Source organism: Alphaproteobacteria bacterium (assembly GCA_016699305.1).
In the GTDB taxonomy this organism is placed as follows: domain Bacteria; phylum Pseudomonadota; class Alphaproteobacteria.
In genome coordinates, this window is the sequence record CP064970.1 from 1,975,751 (window position 1) to 1,990,973 (window position 15,223).

Annotated in this window: 14 protein-coding genes and 2 tRNA genes; 8 read left to right on the forward strand and 8 right to left on the reverse strand. The window is 56.8% G+C overall.

The window, feature by feature from the left end:
- Nucleotide 1: 1 nt before the first annotated feature.
- From IPI58_09425 to IPI58_09445, 5 genes are all read right to left on the reverse strand, one after another.
- Complete coding sequence (locus IPI58_09425; protein ID QQR69024.1) at nucleotides 2-256, reverse strand: acyl carrier protein; 255 nt, start codon at nucleotides 254-256, stop codon at nucleotides 2-4.
- Between the two features lie 286 nt (nucleotides 257-542).
- Nucleotides 543-1,199 carry a helix-turn-helix transcriptional regulator gene (locus tag IPI58_09430; GenBank protein QQR70103.1) on the reverse strand — a complete coding sequence of 219 codons (657 nt, stop codon included), beginning with the start codon at nucleotides 1,197-1,199 and terminating at the stop codon, nucleotides 543-545.
- A 120-nt stretch (nucleotides 1,200-1,319) separates the two neighbouring features.
- Nucleotides 1,320-1,652, reverse strand: coding sequence for an aspartate/glutamate racemase family protein (locus IPI58_09435; protein ID QQR69025.1), 333 nt, complete (start codon nucleotides 1,650-1,652; stop codon nucleotides 1,320-1,322).
- Between the two features lie 80 nt (nucleotides 1,653-1,732).
- Nucleotides 1,733-2,335 carry a histidine phosphatase family protein gene (locus IPI58_09440; GenBank protein ID QQR69026.1) on the reverse strand — a complete coding sequence of 201 codons (603 nt, stop codon included), beginning with the start codon at nucleotides 2,333-2,335 and terminating at the stop codon, nucleotides 1,733-1,735.
- On the reverse strand, nucleotides 2,289-4,802 hold the full coding sequence (locus tag IPI58_09445; protein ID QQR69027.1) for a hypothetical protein: 2,514 nt from the start codon (nucleotides 4,800-4,802) through the stop codon (nucleotides 2,289-2,291). The genes IPI58_09440 and IPI58_09445 overlap by 47 nt, the downstream gene beginning before the upstream one ends.
- Nucleotides 4,803-5,145: 343 nt before the next feature.
- Between IPI58_09445 and serS the strand changes: the two genes are divergently transcribed.
- Genes serS through fabG form a run of 4 tightly spaced genes read left to right on the forward strand, consistent with a single transcriptional unit; the run spans nucleotide 5,146 to nucleotide 9,410 of the window.
- Nucleotides 5,146-6,420 (forward strand): serine--tRNA ligase, encoded by a 1,275-nt coding sequence (serS, locus tag IPI58_09450; GenBank protein ID QQR69028.1) that lies wholly within the window; start codon nucleotides 5,146-5,148, stop codon nucleotides 6,418-6,420.
- Nucleotides 6,417-7,655, forward strand: coding sequence for a peptidoglycan DD-metalloendopeptidase family protein (locus tag IPI58_09455; protein QQR69029.1), 1,239 nt, complete (start codon nucleotides 6,417-6,419; stop codon nucleotides 7,653-7,655). Before serS ends, IPI58_09455 begins: the two co-directional genes overlap by 4 nt.
- 54 nt (nucleotides 7,656-7,709) lie before the next feature.
- Nucleotides 7,710-8,660 (forward strand): ACP S-malonyltransferase, encoded by a 951-nt coding sequence (gene fabD / locus IPI58_09460; protein ID QQR69030.1) that lies wholly within the window; start codon nucleotides 7,710-7,712, stop codon nucleotides 8,658-8,660.
- Between the two features lie 12 nt (nucleotides 8,661-8,672).
- Complete coding sequence (gene fabG, locus IPI58_09465; GenBank protein QQR69031.1) at nucleotides 8,673-9,410, forward strand: 3-oxoacyl-[acyl-carrier-protein] reductase; 738 nt, start codon at nucleotides 8,673-8,675, stop codon at nucleotides 9,408-9,410.
- Nucleotides 9,411-9,534: 124 nt separating this feature from the next.
- Here fabG and IPI58_09470 read toward each other — a convergent pair.
- Both IPI58_09470 and IPI58_09475 read right to left on the reverse strand, forming a co-directional pair.
- Nucleotides 9,535-9,620: transfer RNA gene (locus IPI58_09470), tRNA-Tyr, on the reverse strand.
- Between the two features lie 85 nt (nucleotides 9,621-9,705).
- Nucleotides 9,706-10,887: a penicillin-binding protein activator gene (locus IPI58_09475; protein ID QQR69032.1), complete on the reverse strand. Its 1,182-nt coding sequence runs from the start codon at nucleotides 10,885-10,887 to the stop codon at nucleotides 9,706-9,708.
- On the opposite strand from IPI58_09475, the gene rsmI reads away from it, so the two are divergent.
- A complete protein-coding gene (rsmI, locus tag IPI58_09480) occupies nucleotides 10,866-11,801 on the forward strand; it encodes a 16S rRNA (cytidine(1402)-2'-O)-methyltransferase (protein ID QQR69033.1) in 936 nt (311 codons plus the stop codon). The two genes, IPI58_09475 and rsmI, sit on opposite strands and share 22 nt — an antisense overlap.
- A gap of 76 nt (nucleotides 11,802-11,877) precedes the next feature.
- Here the strand turns inward: rsmI and IPI58_09485 are convergent.
- A tRNA-Val gene (locus IPI58_09485) sits at nucleotides 11,878-11,952 on the reverse strand.
- A gap of 205 nt (nucleotides 11,953-12,157) precedes the next feature.
- Here IPI58_09485 and IPI58_09490 point away from each other — a divergent pair.
- The 3 genes from IPI58_09490 to IPI58_09500 are packed head-to-tail and all read left to right on the forward strand — an operon-like array spanning nucleotide 12,158 to nucleotide 15,214.
- Entirely contained in the window at nucleotides 12,158-12,946 is a 789-nt protein-coding gene (locus IPI58_09490; protein QQR69034.1) for an N-formylglutamate amidohydrolase, read from the forward strand.
- On the forward strand, nucleotides 12,943-14,115 hold the full coding sequence (locus IPI58_09495; GenBank protein QQR69035.1) for an LptF/LptG family permease: 1,173 nt from the start codon (nucleotides 12,943-12,945) through the stop codon (nucleotides 14,113-14,115). The genes IPI58_09490 and IPI58_09495 overlap by 4 nt, the downstream gene beginning before the upstream one ends.
- Before the next feature lie 4 nt (nucleotides 14,116-14,119).
- Nucleotides 14,120-15,214: an LptF/LptG family permease gene (locus tag IPI58_09500; protein QQR69036.1), complete on the forward strand. Its 1,095-nt coding sequence runs from the start codon at nucleotides 14,120-14,122 to the stop codon at nucleotides 15,212-15,214.
- Nucleotides 15,215-15,223: the final 9 nt, after the last annotated feature.

The following is a 15,223-nucleotide window of genomic DNA, read 5'->3' on the forward strand; positions in this document are numbered from 1 at the left end:
GCTAGACGGTGACGGTTTCGAAGGCCACGCCATATTTGGCTAGGATCTCGCGCGCCTTGCCAAAACTGCTCATGCCGATCACGTCATCGGTTTCGATCATCAGCCCAAAGCCTTCGTCTAATGCGGCGATCAAGGCCATATGACTGACGGAATCCCATTGTGGGACACTGGTATAGGCCAGGTCGTCATTGATTTTTTCCAAGGGCAGTTCCAGCGCCTTGGAAAAAATCTCTTGGAGTTTTTCGTTATTTCTCACGGCAGACGGATCTCCTGCGCGACTTGGATAGAGTGAACTCTATGATGACCCTCGCGCGCAAAGTCTTGCAACTTCGTTAATGAGTTGGTTTTTGCCGGAAAAGAAATTATCCGAGAAACTGCAACAAAGGCACCCTAGCCACATCGGTCAGCTCGCCCAGCGAAGCCGACATCATGCATACGGTGATTTGACGAGGCGAGGGGCTAAAGATCGAGAGCTATTGGATTTGCAAAGAAATCTTCTAGAATCGTGCGATAGATAGATGTTAGCGTCAGGAGGGTATGGCCTAGGCGGGATAATCTCCATGGCACCAGATAAAATCAAATATTTCCTTACATGAGTCAGATAATGTTTTATTATCTATAATAACCATTTTCTTATTTAAGTATTTATCGCCGGATTTTCTTTCAAATATGGCAACTCTTCTGCCATATATAACTTGTAAATTATGATTTAATAATGAATCATTAACACATCTATAAAAACTTTTGTCAAATATCATTTTTTTGTTATTTTGAATAATAAATCTAAATTTTAATCCATTATTCATTAGTCCATTTAGTCCAGCAATAACCATAGAAGTCGCAATTGAATTATCCGCAAACAATGAAAGTACTTCACCACTATTATCTTTCATGGTCATGAATATATCTTTCTGAAGCCGTAATGCGTTTTGTTCTGGTGTGCCTATAATGGTTTCTATATGACTGTCTTTAAGCTGCACGCCCATAAACGGCGTAAATTCAATATTCTCCTGCTCCATTGCTGCAACCAATGCGTTCATAGTGCGACTACGGGGAGACACAAAACCAAGCTCAAGCTTACGGATAGTGCCTATGGAAAGCCCAGAGGCTTTCGCTAAATCATCTTGCGACCACCCCAGTAGCGCACGACCTGCTTTTATCTGCCTTGCGTCAATAGCTTGGGCCGTTCTCGATTTCATCATAGGACTTTCTCTATCATGTGTACCATATAGCACCCAAGTTCTGCAGATGCGCATAGGATAGATTACTATAATGCGTTTACACAGCAAGAATAGCTTTAGCAAGCTGCTAAACGAAAGCTACCTCCCAAAATGTAGCCCAACGATGTATGCCGCCGCTTCCTTTAAGCTTCCTATAAGTTGGAATTCGTCCAGTTTTTGAGGGAAAACGAGTGGCAATTCCGTACAAACGAGGCCGATGGTGTTGATCTGTGTATCCTGCCGTGCTTCCTGTAGAACGCTCTTCACATAGGTATCGATCATAGAGTCCGTAATATTTTGTCCGATTGTCGCCAGAATAACCTCCACCGATTGTTCTCGTAACGCTTCACTTGGCTCCTGATAGAGAATGCCGCGTTTCTTCAATGCTTTTTGATAAAGCCCCGTTTCGATGGTAGTCCACGACAAAGCCATCCAGGCCTATCAAGACATCATGCATACGGCGATCTAGCGATCGGGAAAGACGGTCTGAGAGAGTCGTCGATGCCCGGGCATCATCCTGCCTCGATCCTTAGCATTCCTAAATAAGGGACCGGTGCAGCGGCGGATGGGGCGCAAGATTCTGGCAGGGAGAAACCAAACTCTGTGTGCAGATGCGCCATAATGAATTTCATGAGAAAGCCATGAGACACGCACAAAATCCGCTTCCCCTTGTATTCCTCCAAAACATCTTGAACGCGCGCGATAATCGAACCTCTTTTCTCAACCCCGGCATGGCCTGTCTCTATGGCATCGTCAAGCCGCTTACGCAGCACACTCAAAGGGACTTCCGTGGAATCGCCACATAGCGCGATGGGCGAAAATGCGATTTCATTAATCCGATGATCCACCATCGGCGAGAGGTCTATTCCCGCCCACTCCATCATTAAAGAACATGTCTGCTGCGCCCTGCGCGCTTGGCCACATAGAACCACCTGACTGTCCTTGATTGATGTCCGCCATTCATCCATTTCCTTTAAGCCATGCCTTACGAACCCCTGATCCACATCAGGGTCAAGACTTCCCGAGGCCAGCCCTTCCAGCTCAGACAATGAAAGCTTTTCATAGCTGTCATAAGGGGGCAGCAACTGGCCGTGTCGCATGAAGATGGCGGTCAATGGCGTTTCCTTTCACCGATGCGGGACGATGTGACGAAGGCAGGTCTAGGGGGGATCCTGGGCCAATCTTCTTTTGCTGACAGTCCAGGATAAGGCTTAATCCCGTATTGAATTCGTTCGGTGCCATCCCGCAGCCAATACAGGCTGGCAATCGGCTCTCACATGCGCGGATAGCCATATGGGAAGCCGGCCCCCCATACTGCGTGACCAAACCGGCGGGATTCATCGTGAAGATAAAATCATAACCGGGATCGGCCTGTTCCAGCACAACGATCTTACCTTCAATATCTGCGGGCTGGATGCGTCCAATTGATTCGCGGGAAAGCACGATGAACCCCGCTTTAACCTTCTCATGCCCATAGAAATAACCATTCTTCGCATTACTGGGAACAAAATATAGGTCTTCGACACCACGGATGACGTCTGGCAGCATAAGATGTGCGGCGGTATGATGGCTTTGTTCGGAAATATTCACCGAGGTTCCTATGGAATCCACATCGGGAACCATCATCCCTTCAATGTCGCCAATCTCCATGTGACGGGCTTGGTGCTCGGTCAAACCCACTGCCTTGATGTGCCCACGAATGGCCTTGGCCAGGAAATCAAAGGCGCGGGTAAATTCGAATTTGACATCCTCCCTCATCAGCATCAGTGCGCGAAGGCGTAGCGTGTCGTCTCGCTTTCCTTCGTCGCACAAGTCAAGAAATTGATCAAAATGCCCATGACGTTTTTCTGGGACGCTTTCTAAATGGGATGTCTGGACATCAGGCGCGGATGCATAGTGACGCAAATGAAGATAAGAATCCGGGTCATCCGCATAACATGGCGCGAACACATGAAACTGTCCGGGCCGCAAATGTCCATATTCCTCAATAATGGACTTTCGAGAGATTTGCCCTTTCCCATAACCTCCAAGATCGCGCTGCATGCGCATAGAGACCGTCTCAAGCGATTCAAGCGCGCCTTCCAGAGCGTTGCCACCGTATTTTTTTTCGTATTTTGCCCTTTCGGAAAAAGCCAAACGTGCGACTAAGGTGAAATAGCCCGTGCCTTCTAAAAGCAATTCTTTGGCATCGTTCAATAGAGATAGAGAATCCTCGGCCCCTCCTTCGTCCTTGTTTATGCGCTCATCCCGGAACTGAGCAAGACGCTGACGATAGCCTTGGATTCGATCGGGATGAGCGTTCACAACATGGCGTGCCCTCTCGGAAAGATTCTTGGCTTGATCGTCGAATGCCGCCTCAATAACATGTCGCCGCCGCATTGGAATGCCGTTTAATCGTTTAATATCCTCGGCATTGCTTGCATAAATTTCGAACTCCACACAATCCTGCATGCCCGGATCCAGGCGAAGCTGACGGGCGTATTCCTCTAATATTAACGCCGTATCTTGCGGATCGAGAGTCCCTGGCATAAGGCTTTGGGCAGAACCAAATAAGGAGATATATGGTCTTCCACTGATCGATCTCATCAAACCAGATTCGCAGCCGGCATATCCCATTTCTTTTCGAATGCTAGGCACTGTTTGGGCAGAGAACATCAGATCGTAGATGGACAGATCAAGCTTGGACGGCATGTCGCCCAGCAATTCTCGGGGGTTGATATCGATCATGTTCCCTAGAACGTCGCCATCGGCTGTAAGTTTGGTCACAGACTCTGCCGTCTCACGAAATAACGCATGGAACGATTGATATTGATCGGGGGCCAGCGCATGGCCTGGCTGCGTTGTCAGCGGCCTGGCTTGGAGGATATATATTTTTCCATCCTTGATTGCAAACTCGATATCCATGCCCGGATGCCCATAGGCGTCTTCTATTAAGTAAATTTGCCGCATCAGTTGCGGCAGAAAACCTCTCTCATCGCCTTCGGGCAAAGCGATTGGCGCAAGCCCCTGACGATATGATTCATCGCGCAGGACGTGAACGGATTGTCCGCCATGCTTACCGCTGACGATTTGTTCTCCATCGCCTTTGGTATAGTTGATCCGCACATAAGGCCCTGCGCGATCTAAGTCCCGAGAAAACGCAACCCCGCTGATATCGGGATGCTCGATCATTCTTTGAACACCGACCCCGATGCCCTCGTTATCTGCCTTGTCAGATAACAAACCAAGCTTGGCTTGGCCATGAGACCTAACTATCTCGATGTTATTTAGAATATCATCCGGATTCCCGGGCACATAAAGAGTAGTGATGAAATATCCCGCATGAGAAAGCGCGCCATCTTCCCGCAGACCGCTGCTACGAACGGCGAACGTGCTGTCCGGACCAACCGTCTCCAAGAGCTGCTTGAGCCTCTCTTGAAACGGCTGGTCTTGCGGGTCTTGCTTGATCTCTAGGCCGATAAAATCGGGCACCTCAATCCCAGGAATTTGATTGAGAAAAAGCAGATTGGCTACCTTGCCGCCAAATCGGGCAATATCGGGAATAATAGAATCGATGTTAGGTGAGGCATCTAAGAATTTCATGAGCGTTTGTTCCTTCTAGGGGGGGGTAAGTTTTCCGCCGAAGGAAGCTCCAGAAACTAAAAAGCCGCCTTGCGGCGGCTACTGGAGGGAGGAGGAGTTTAAATTACGCCAAATCCGTTCGCCAGGCCGCTGCATAAACGCAGGGCCACCACCACATGCGAACAAAACAGGTATTGCCGAAGCCGATATTCATGCCCATCACTCTGATGGAAATGTCTTCAGTCTGTCAATGCAAAAAATAGTCTCACGGCATAGGGCAGCATAATTACTCTAGAACCCTGCCAACCAGCGGCCCATCTTTGCCAGATGACAAATGCTTGGTCAGAGGTTAGGGTTTTTTACCATGTTGGACATCAAACTGATCCGTGACACCCCCCACAGCCTGGACGCCGCTTTGGCGCGTCGCGGGTTGCCTCCTTTGGCGCAAGAATTGCTGGATATGGACAGCCGCCGCCGCGCGTTGCTGACCGAGTCGCAAGAGACCCAGCAAAAGCGCAACGACCTTTCCCGTAAGATCGGCGAGGTCAAAAAGTCCGGCGGCGACGATGCGCCTTTGCGAGCCGAGGTGGACGCCTTGAAAGAACGCCTGGCCATTTTGGAACAGGAAGAGGCCAAGCTGGGCGGCGAGCTGGATTCGCGTCTGGCCGCCATCCCCAACATCCCCGAAGACTCCGTGCCCGACGGTCCGGACGAGGCGGCCAATGTCGAATTGCGGCGTTTTGGGAATCCCACGCCAAGCGACAGCGCGCGTGAGCATTTCGAGCTGGGCGAGACGCTGGGGCTGATGGATTTCGAGGCGGCCTCGGCCCTTTCTGGTGCGCGCTTTGTGGTGCTGCGCGGCGCGTTGGCGCGTTTGGAGCGCGCCTTGGCGCAATTCATGCTGGACCTGCACACCACCGAGCATGGCTATACGGAAATATCGCCGCCGCTTTTGGTGCGCGAAGACGCTTTGTTCGGCACCGGACAATTTCCCAAATTCCGCGAAGACCAATTCGGCGTCAATAACGGTCTGTGGCTGATTCCGACCGCCGAAGTGCCCTTGACCAATCTGGTGCGCGAAAAGGTGTTGGACGAGGAATGCCTGCCCTTGCGCGTCACCGCGCATACGCCCTGCTTTCGCGCCGAGGCGGGATCTGCCGGACGCGACACGCGCGGCATGCTGCGCCAGCATCAATTCTATAAGGTGGAGATGGTCAGCGTGACCACCCCCGAGCAATCCGCGCAAGAGCATGAGCGCATGACCGAATGCGCCGAAACGGTGTTAAAGCGTCTGGAACTGCCCTTCCGTACCGTCGTGTTATGCACGGGAGATATGGGTTTTTCCGCACGCAAGACCTATGATATTGAGGTTTGGATGCCGGGCCAGGGACGTTATAGGGAAATTTCCAGTTGCTCGAATTGCGGCGATTTCCAGGCGCGGCGCATGCAAACCAAATGCCGCGCTAAGGGCGGAAAATCCAGCCGCTTCGTGCATAGCCTGAACGGTTCGGGCGTAGCGGTGGGCCGGTGTTTGATTGCCGTTGTTGAAAACGGCCAACAGCCCGACGGTTCGATCCTTATTCCTGCCGCACTCCGGCCTTATATGGGAGGGATGGAGAGAATTTCTCCTTCATCATGAAGAATAAAGGTCGCATTCCGATGATCGCACAGTCTCGCACTCTTGTTTCCTTGCCCGTAGCAACCTGTCTGCTGGCGGGCTTGCTGTTATCGGGCTGCGCCTTGGGGCAGGGAGAACCCTATCCCCAACGCCGTCCCACACGTCCGCCTGTCGTGGAGACCTTATCAAGCGGTGAGCGCGTGGTGATCGTGCAGCGCGGCGAGACGCTTTACGGCCTGTCGCGGCGCGTGAACGTGCCGATGCGCGATTTGATTGATCTGAATGATATCCGTTCGCCCTATACCTTGCGCGTGGGGGAAAAGCTGCGTCTGCCGGGCGGATCGCCAACCCCGATCGAGCCGCCGCCCGCCGCTGGCGAAGCCTTGGGCAGCTTGCGCCGTCAGGAATCCGTGACCGTGGTGCCTTTGTCGCCCGAGCCTGTCGCGCCGCCTGTGCCGACTGCGCCGCCTATGGTCACTCTATCCGGTCCGACGCCCCCGCCGCCTACGCCCCCAATGCCAACGCCCGAGCCCAAACGTCCCTTGGTGATCGAAGGCATTCGCAGTTCCTCGGCCAGTAAAGAATCCCGCCCGGCTGACGCCGCCCCCGCCAAGCCGCCCGTGGCCTTGCCCGTTTTGCCCGAGTCGAGCAAAGAGGACAATAAACAAACCGCCGCCATGGCCCCGGTGCCTTCCCCTGCTCCTCCCGCTCCAGACTCGAATGTCCCATCGCCGCCTGATGAGGCGGGGCCTGTCTCTTTGTTGCCCTCGGCCGATGCGACCAAGAAAGACCAGCCTGCCGCTAAACCAGAAGCCAAGACCGAACCACCTGCCGCCGATACGGATGACTCGGCGGATGCCAAGATGGCCGCGCCCAGTTTTGCATGGCCCTTGCAAGGCAGCGTCCTGACACGCTTTGGCGCGACGGGCGAAGGCGGCGTGCGCAGCGATGGTTTGGCTATCGGCGCGCCCAGAGGTGCACCGGTGCAGGCTTCCATGTCCGGCACGGTGGTCTATGCCAGCAGCGACCTAAAGGGTTTTGGCAATCTAGTCTTGATCCGCCACGAAGGCGGATGGGTCAGCGCCTATGCGCATCTCGACCGCCTGTTGGTACAAAAAGACGCCATCGTCTCGACCGGCGATATCATCGGCACCGTAGGCAATAGCGGCACGGGGATCAAGACTCCCCAGCTTCATTTTGAGATCCGCAAGGGAACGACCCCGGTCGATCCCGCGCCGCTCTTGCCCAAATCCTAAGGCCGTCCTAGAAAGCAAGCCGAGTTTTCTTGATCCACTCACGCAGGTGATGCGATGTCCCATGTTTTTCTCTTTCCCGGCCAGGGCAGTCAAAGCGTCGGCATGGGCCGCGACTTGGCTCAGGCTTTCCCCGAGGCGCGGGACGTGCTGGACGAAGTGGACGAGGTGCTGCATCAAAACCTCTCGCGTCTGATGTTCGAAGGTCCCGACGAAGACTTGCGCCTGACCGAGAACACGCAGCCCGCCTTAATGGCTCACAGTCTGGCCGTGGTGCGGGTGTTAGAAAAGCAAGGCGGCATGAAGCTGCATCAGCGGGCGGCATTCGTGGCGGGGCATTCTTTGGGTGAATATTCGGCCCTATGCTCCGTGGGCGCGCTCAGCCTGGCCGATACCGCATGCTTGCTGAAAACCCGTGGCCAAGCGATGCAACAGGCGGTGCCTGTGGGCGCGGGCGGCATGGCGGCGATCCTGGGCGCGGAGATGGACGCGGTAGAGGCCCTAGCGCGCGAAGCGTCACAGGGCGAGATATGTTCCACCGCGAATGACAACGCGCCGGGTCAGATCGTCATCAGCGGCCATAAGGCCGCCATTGAACGTGCCTTGGTTCTAGCTAAGGCTGCTGGTCTGCGTGCCATGTCCTTGCCGGTCAGCGCGCCGTTTCACTGCGCCCTGATGCAACCGGCGGCGCAGGTGATGCAAGAGGCCCTGGCCAAAGTGACGCTGCAGGCCCCGCATCTGCCAGTCATGGCGAATGTGACGGCGGCCTTGGTCGATGCGCCGGAAGAGATTCGCGCCCGATTGGTCGAACAAGTCTGCGGTCGCGTGCGCTGGCGCGAATCCATTCAGAACCTGGCGGCGATGGGCGCGACAGGCTATACCGAACTTGGCAGCGGCAGCGTGTTGGCGGGATTGGTCAAGCGCATTCAGCCTCAGGCCGCGCGCGACTCTCTGGCCGGGCCGCGCGATATTGAACGTTTTCTGACCCCGTCCCAGGAACAGCCTTAAGGAGGCATGTAGATGTTCGATCTTTCCGGAAAGACCGCTTTGGTCACGGGTGCTTCGGGTGGCATCGGCGGGGCCATTGCGCGCGCCTTGCATGGCCAGGGCGCGAATCTGGTGCTGACCGGCACGCGGCGCGAAGCCCTTGACGAATTGGCAGCCGAACTGAATAGCCGCGCGGCGGTGGCCGTGGGCGATTTGTCCGATCCGGCGACTCCCGCCGAATTGTTCAAGACCGCCGAGGCCGCCTTTGGCGGTGTGGATATCCTGGTCAACAATGCCGGCCTGACGCGCGATATGTTGGCCATTCGCATGACGGATGATGACTGGCAAAAGGTGCTGGATGTGAATCTGACAGCCACCTTCCGCTTAACCCGTGCGGCCTTGCGCGGCATGATGGGCCGTCGCTGGGGCCGGGTGATCTCGATCACCTCCATCGTCGGCGCGACCGGCAATCCCGGCCAAGCTAATTATGCGGCAGCCAAGGCCGCGCTGGTGGGCATGAGCAAGTCTCTGGCGGGCGAGATGGCCGCGCGCGGCGTGACGGTAAATTGCGTGGCCCCGGGCTTTATCGCCACCGCCATGACCGACAAGTTGAAAGACGAGCAAAAGGAAAAGCTGCTGGCCGCCATTCCTTGCGGACGCATGGGCAGCCCGCAGGATATCGCCGCCGCCGTCGCCTTCCTCGCCAGCCCCGAAGCCGCCTATGTCACCGGTGCAACCTTGCACGTCAATGGCGGCATGGCGATGCTGTGATAGGCATGATGCGGTGATGGTTTTAATGGGATGTGTATAAAACTTCGCCTTTAGGCGGAGGCGTTATTTACTGCTTACCGTGCCGTTACACGATCTTATGATTTTGCGCTCTTGTAGGGGGGGCTGGTGGAGGGGGAAGGATTCGAACCTTCGTACGCTCACGCGGGCAGATTTACAGTCTGCTGCCATTAACCACTCGGCCACCCCTCCGCGCTATGTTTCCGCGCCCCGCAAGAAAAGGCGTAGGCGCGCTTTTTGTCAAGAAACAAAATCGATGCCTAGGCAAAAAAAAACGTCAGCGACCCATCGTTGCGGCGAAGACTTGCAGGGCTGGATCGACGACTTGGGGGCCTTGGACGGTGGGAGTTAAAACAGCCAGGCCGCGTTCGGTCAAGCCGTCAGGGCGCAAGCGAAAAATGCCATCCACACCGGAAAAGCCGCCGCTTTGTGTTAGCCAAGCGATGCTGGCGCCAAAGCTGCCTTGGCGTGAAAGGACGCTGGCCAAGGCCACGGCGTCATAGCCCAATGTGGCCAGGCGCGGCGGCTCTAGGCCAAAGGCGCGTTTGTATCTCTCGGCAAATGCCTGGCGCGTGGCCGGATCGGCGGCGGGGTACCAGCCACCGATAAGGCCGGATTCCCGTGACAGGCTGGGTTCGTCCCATTGTCCGGTGCCCAGCAGTTGCATGCGCGTCTCGCTGCGGTCGCCCCACAGGCCTTGCGCCACGCCTTGGGCGGCGATCACACGCAGTTCTTGGCCGCCTGAACCCATCAGCACGGCGTCAAAATGCCCTTGTCCCGCTTTGATCTCTTTCAATACCGAGGCGGGATCGCTGGCCGATGGCCGCGCGATAAGGGTCAGTTCGCCGCCTTGAGCGCCCAGCGCGTCATGCGTGACCCTTAGCAGCCTTTCGCCATAGGCCCCTTGCGGCGCAATGACTGCCAGGCGTCGATAGCCTTGCGACAGGGCAAAGCTAATCACGCGCTGCGTTTCCTGTTCGGGGCCAAAGCCAAAGACATAGACTCCGCCGCCGGCCAATCCCACATCGTTGGAAAAAGTGATCATCGGCACGCCCGCCGCCGCCGCCAAGGGACGCAGAGCGTTGGCCTCGGTGCCGAACAAGGGACCCAAAATCAGCTTGGCACCGCTGGCCAGCGCATCGCGCAAGGCGGCCTGGGCCTTGGCGGGGCTGCCGCCCGTGTCGCGCGGCAGCAGCTCTAACCGCTCGTCCGAAACCTCGAACAGGGCCAATTGCGCGGCTTGCAGTAGGGCTTGACCCATGGCGGCCTGAGGGCCAGACAAAGGCAACAAAATGGCCGCGCGCAAGGGGCCGGTGGCCGCCGCAGGCGGGGGAGGTTGCATGACCACGACCTGGGCCGCTACCCTGCCGCCCAAGGCCATGATGACCAGAAAAGCCAGCAGGCTTGCCAGCCACCGCCGATGAAAGCTTACGCCCCATGATCGCATCGTCCCAACCACCGTTTCTGCCCCTAGATGATGATCGCAACGATAGGCCAAGAAGCCGGACCGAACAAGGCGCAGCTTTGACCTTGGTGGCCACGCCCATTGGCAATCTGGGCGATCTGTCGCCCCGCGCTCAGACGACCTTGGCCGGGGTCGATTTGGTCCTATGCGAGGATACGCGCGTCACCGGCCCCCTACTGCGTCATGCCGGCGTGGCCACGCCTATGTTGGCCTATCACGAACATAACGCCGCCCGGCTCCGCCCGCAGATTCTGGCGCGACTTGCCAAGGGTGAGCGTATGGCCTTGGTCAGCGATGCGGGCATGCCCTTGATATCGGACCCGGGATTCAAGCTGGTGCGCGCCTGTCTGGATGCGGATGTGTCCGTCTCCGCCGTGCCGGGCGCGAATGCGGCGCTGATGGCTTTGGCTTTGTCGGGATTGCCGACGGATCGCTTTTTTTTCGCGGGTTTCTTGCCCCCGCGCAGCGCAGCGCGGCGTCAAACACTTGAATCATGGCGGGATTTACGCGCCAGCCTGATTTTTTACGAGTCGCCGCACCGTTTGGTCGATTTCCTGGAAGATGCGATGGCCGTCTTAGGCGACCGTCCCGCCGCCGTGGCGCGCGAATTAACCAAAAAGTTCGAGGAGGTCCGGCGCGGCTCGTTTTCGGCTCTGATCGCCCATTACACAACTTCCGGCGCGCCCAAAGGCGAAATCAGCCTGGTGATCGGCCCGCCGCCGGATGATAGCCAGGCCCAAACCCAGCGCGATGCCCAGGTCCAAGAGGATATGGAGGCTTTTTTGCGCGCGCATCTGGCAACCGGCACCGTGAAAGAAGCCGTGGCCGCCGCCACCCAGGCCTTTAAACGTCCCCGCAAAGAGGTCTATGCCCTGGCGTTGAAGCTGACGGGGGAGGGGAAGGAATGATTCCTCCATCCTGGCGATTCCTTTTGCCAAGGACGGAACTGGCCTCGAGGCCGATGTTATAAATCGTGAAAGCGCGTGGTGGGCATGACAGGGATTGAACCTGTGACCCCTTCCATGTCAAGGAAGTGCTCTCCCGCTGAGCTACATGCCCGGAACCCATGTTCCGCAGGTCTTGTCGCGCACAAGGACCGTGGCGGACCTTGTGCGCGAGTCCGGCGGAAAAGTCAACCCCGCTGACGCGGATTCGTACAGGGGGCTGCTTGTTGAAAGCATGACCATATGCTAGCGCATATGGAACACGGCAAGAATGCCGGTCCCTATTGAAAATAAACAAATATCCGAAGGCTGATGAACCGATGACGCATGTGCTTAGCCCCAAAGATGGGGCACCCATTGAGGTCGTCAATCCCGAAGGTTCGGGAGCGTTTGTCGTGATCTGCGATCATGCCAGCAATCGTATTCCCCAGCGACTGAACCATCTGGGGCTAGATCATCAGGCATTAGGACAGCATATCGCCCTTGATATTGGGACAGGCCCTTTGAGTCGTGAGATAGGCCGCCGGTTCGACTCTCCCGTTTTCCTGGCGCGTTTCTCGCGTTTGGTGGTGGATTTGAATCGCGCTTTGGACGATCCCGAGCTGATCGTTGCTCGTTCGGACGGCATACCAATCCCCGGCAATCAGCGCCTGTGCGCCCAGGATCGCGCCGCCAGGATCGAGGAGATATATCATCCCTATCACCATGAGATCGCCGCACATATCAATCCTCGTTTTAAGCGGGACGAGCGGCCCATTGTGTTGTTTATTCACAGTTTTACGCCCAAGATGGCGACACAAGACGCGCACCGTCCCTGGCAGGTGGGGGTGATTTGGAAACAAAATCCGGAATTGGCCCAGCCGATGATTGATATTTTGCGTCGTCGCGGCGATCTTGTGGTCGGAGACAATGAGCCTTACGATATTCGCAAGGTGTTGGCGCATAGCATTGCGTCCCATGCCGAGGTTCACGGCCTGCCGCATTTGGCCTTCGAAGTGCGGCAGGACGAGTTGTCGACTCATGAAGGTGTGATGCGCTGGGCGGATATTCTGGAATCCGCCTTGCGTGAGTTATTGCGCCAGCAGGGCAGGGAAAGCGGTATCGCGTGAACGACATTCAAGACCGTATGCCAGGGCGCGATGCGCCGGTGGTGGCCCGATGGTGGCCCTGGCGGTTGCAGGCCTATGTGCTGGGGCAAGTAATTGGGGCATTCATTTTCGTTTTGGTGGCGGCGTCATTGGCGCTGTGGTTTGTGCAGTCCTTGCGTTTCCTGCCATTGGTGGTGGGGACAGGCGCGCCGGGAACGTTGTTCGTCAGTTTGATGGGGCTTTTGTTGCCGACTTTTCTGGCCTTGCTGCTGCCCTTTACCTTGGCTTTGGCGGTTTTATTCGTCTATCAGCGTCTGACCCATGACAGCGAGATGATCGTCATGCGCGCGGCGGGTTTGTCGCCTTCGTCCTTGGCGGCTCCGGCATTGGTTTTGGCCATTTTGGTGACCATGGCGGGATATGGGCTTAGCCTGTGGGCCGCGCCCGCCTCGTGGCGCGAGCTGATCCGTCTGCAATATGCCGCTCGGCAGAATTACGCCCCCTTGTTGCTGCGCACGGGGCAGTTCCACGATGTGGTGCCGGGGCTGACTTTTTATGCCAGAGAACGCAATGAACGCGGCGATCTGACGGGCATATTGATCCATGATACGCGCCATATCGGACAGCCGATCACGATCATGGCCGATCACGGCATGTTGATGATGAGCGCCGACGGCCCTTTGATCGAAATTCTTCATGGCACGCGCCAGGAATTCAGCCGTGCCACGGGTCGGCTGACGCAGTTGGATTTCGACCGCTACACCGTCAATATCCGCGAGCTGACCGGCTCGGATGGCGAGGCGGAAGGCCGTCGCGGCGCGCCGCGCGAATTGCCCTTGTCGCAATTGCTGAATCCGCCGGCCGATACGCCGCCGCCGGAGATAAGCCGTATGACCTCCGAACTGCATCAACGTTTTGCCATTCCGCTTTTCTCCGTGACCTTGACGGTGCTGGGGCTGGTTGCCGTATTGCCGCGCCGTCATGAAAGGCGGGGCAAGCCTTGGCGTTTGGTCGCGGCGGCGGGTGGAATCGCCGGGCTGCAGGGTTTGGCCTTGGGCGTCATGAACATGGCCAATAAAAACCCGCTGGCGATCTTGCTGCTTTACGCGCTGGTCTTGGTGCCGATGCTGGCGGGGCTGTGGGTTCTGTTTGATCGGCGTTGGCATCGTATGGGAAAGGCGGCAGGATAAGCCCATGCCCGCATTCGGCGTCCTTTCGCGCTATCTGGCGCGCCATTTCTTGTTCAGCCTGGTTCTGATCACGGTGGCAATTCTGGCTTTGGTCTTTACCTTCGAGACGGCCGAGCTGTTGCGCCGCGCCGCCGCCAAGCCTGAAGCCACGCTGGATATCGTGCTGCGTATTAGCCTGTTTAAGTTGCCCGAGACGTTGCAGCGCGTTCTGCCCTTTGTCATCTTGTTTTCAGCGCAATGGGCTTTGTGGCGGCTGACGCGCAGCCATGAGTTGGTGATTATTCGCGCCGCCGGGCTGTCCGTTTGGCAATTTTTGATGCCGTTCTTGGCGTTGGTGGCCTTGTCGGGGGCGTTGTATCTGACGCTTATCAATCCGTTGGGAGCGACTATGATTGGCGAATATCGACGGCTTGAGACGCGCTATCTGAACCGCATCACCACGCTGGATATCTCCAGCGCGGGATTATGGCTGCGTCAGACCGATGGCGATCGGTCGCTTCTGATGCACGCCGAGGCGGCTGTGCAGCGCGACCCATTGGTTCTCAAGCCCTTGATGGTCTTGATCTATGATTCGGCTGGTGCCTATTTGGGCAGGCTGGATGCGGCTGAGGCGGTACTGCGTCCGGATGGCTGGGAACTGCGCGACGTCTGGCGCAATGAAAAAGATCAAGCCTTAACCCGGCAAGATGTGGTGCGCCTGCCCACAAGTTTGAGCGAGTCGACCATCGAAGACAGTTTGGCCCCGCCGACCACCGTCTCGTTCGTGGCGATGCCCGGTTTCATCCGCGCGTTGGAGGCTCTGGGCCTGCCGGCTTTGCGTCATCGTCTTGAATTCCATGGGTTGTTCGCCCAGCCTCTGCTGCTGCTGGCCATGGTCTTGATGGCGGCTGTCTTTTCCTTGCGCCATATCCGTCAGGGAGGAGCCTTGACGCAAGGTTTGATGTGTCTGGCGGCGGGCGCGACGGTTTTTGCCATGAATTCCCTGGTGTTAGCCTTGGGAGGGGCGCAGACTCTGCCTGTGATCCTGGCGGCTTGGTCGATTCCGATGGCGGCTCTATTGGCCACAGCCGCCGCGCTGTTCCATCTGGAAGATGGCTAAGAAGATCGC

Coding starts and splice junctions, on each gene's coding strand:
- IPI58_09430 (QQR70103.1), bottom strand. CDS start 1,199: ATGAAATCGAGAACGGCCCAAGCTATTGACGCAAGGCAGATAAAAGCA.
- IPI58_09435 (QQR69025.1), bottom strand. CDS start 1,652: ATGGCTTTGTCGTGGACTACCATCGAAACGGGGCTTTATCAAAAAGCA.
- IPI58_09445 (QQR69027.1), bottom strand. CDS start 4,802: ATGAAATTCTTAGATGCCTCACCTAACATCGATTCTATTATTCCCGAT.
- serS (QQR69028.1), top strand. CDS start 5,146: ATGTTGGACATCAAACTGATCCGTGACACCCCCCACAGCCTGGACGCC.
- IPI58_09455 (QQR69029.1), top strand. CDS start 6,417: ATGAAGAATAAAGGTCGCATTCCGATGATCGCACAGTCTCGCACTCTT.
- fabD (QQR69030.1), top strand. CDS start 7,710: ATGTCCCATGTTTTTCTCTTTCCCGGCCAGGGCAGTCAAAGCGTCGGC.
- fabG (QQR69031.1), top strand. CDS start 8,673: ATGTTCGATCTTTCCGGAAAGACCGCTTTGGTCACGGGTGCTTCGGGT.
- rsmI (QQR69033.1), top strand. CDS start 10,866: ATGATCGCATCGTCCCAACCACCGTTTCTGCCCCTAGATGATGATCGC.
- IPI58_09490 (QQR69034.1), top strand. CDS start 12,158: ATGACGCATGTGCTTAGCCCCAAAGATGGGGCACCCATTGAGGTCGTC.
- IPI58_09500 (QQR69036.1), top strand. CDS start 14,120: ATGCCCGCATTCGGCGTCCTTTCGCGCTATCTGGCGCGCCATTTCTTG.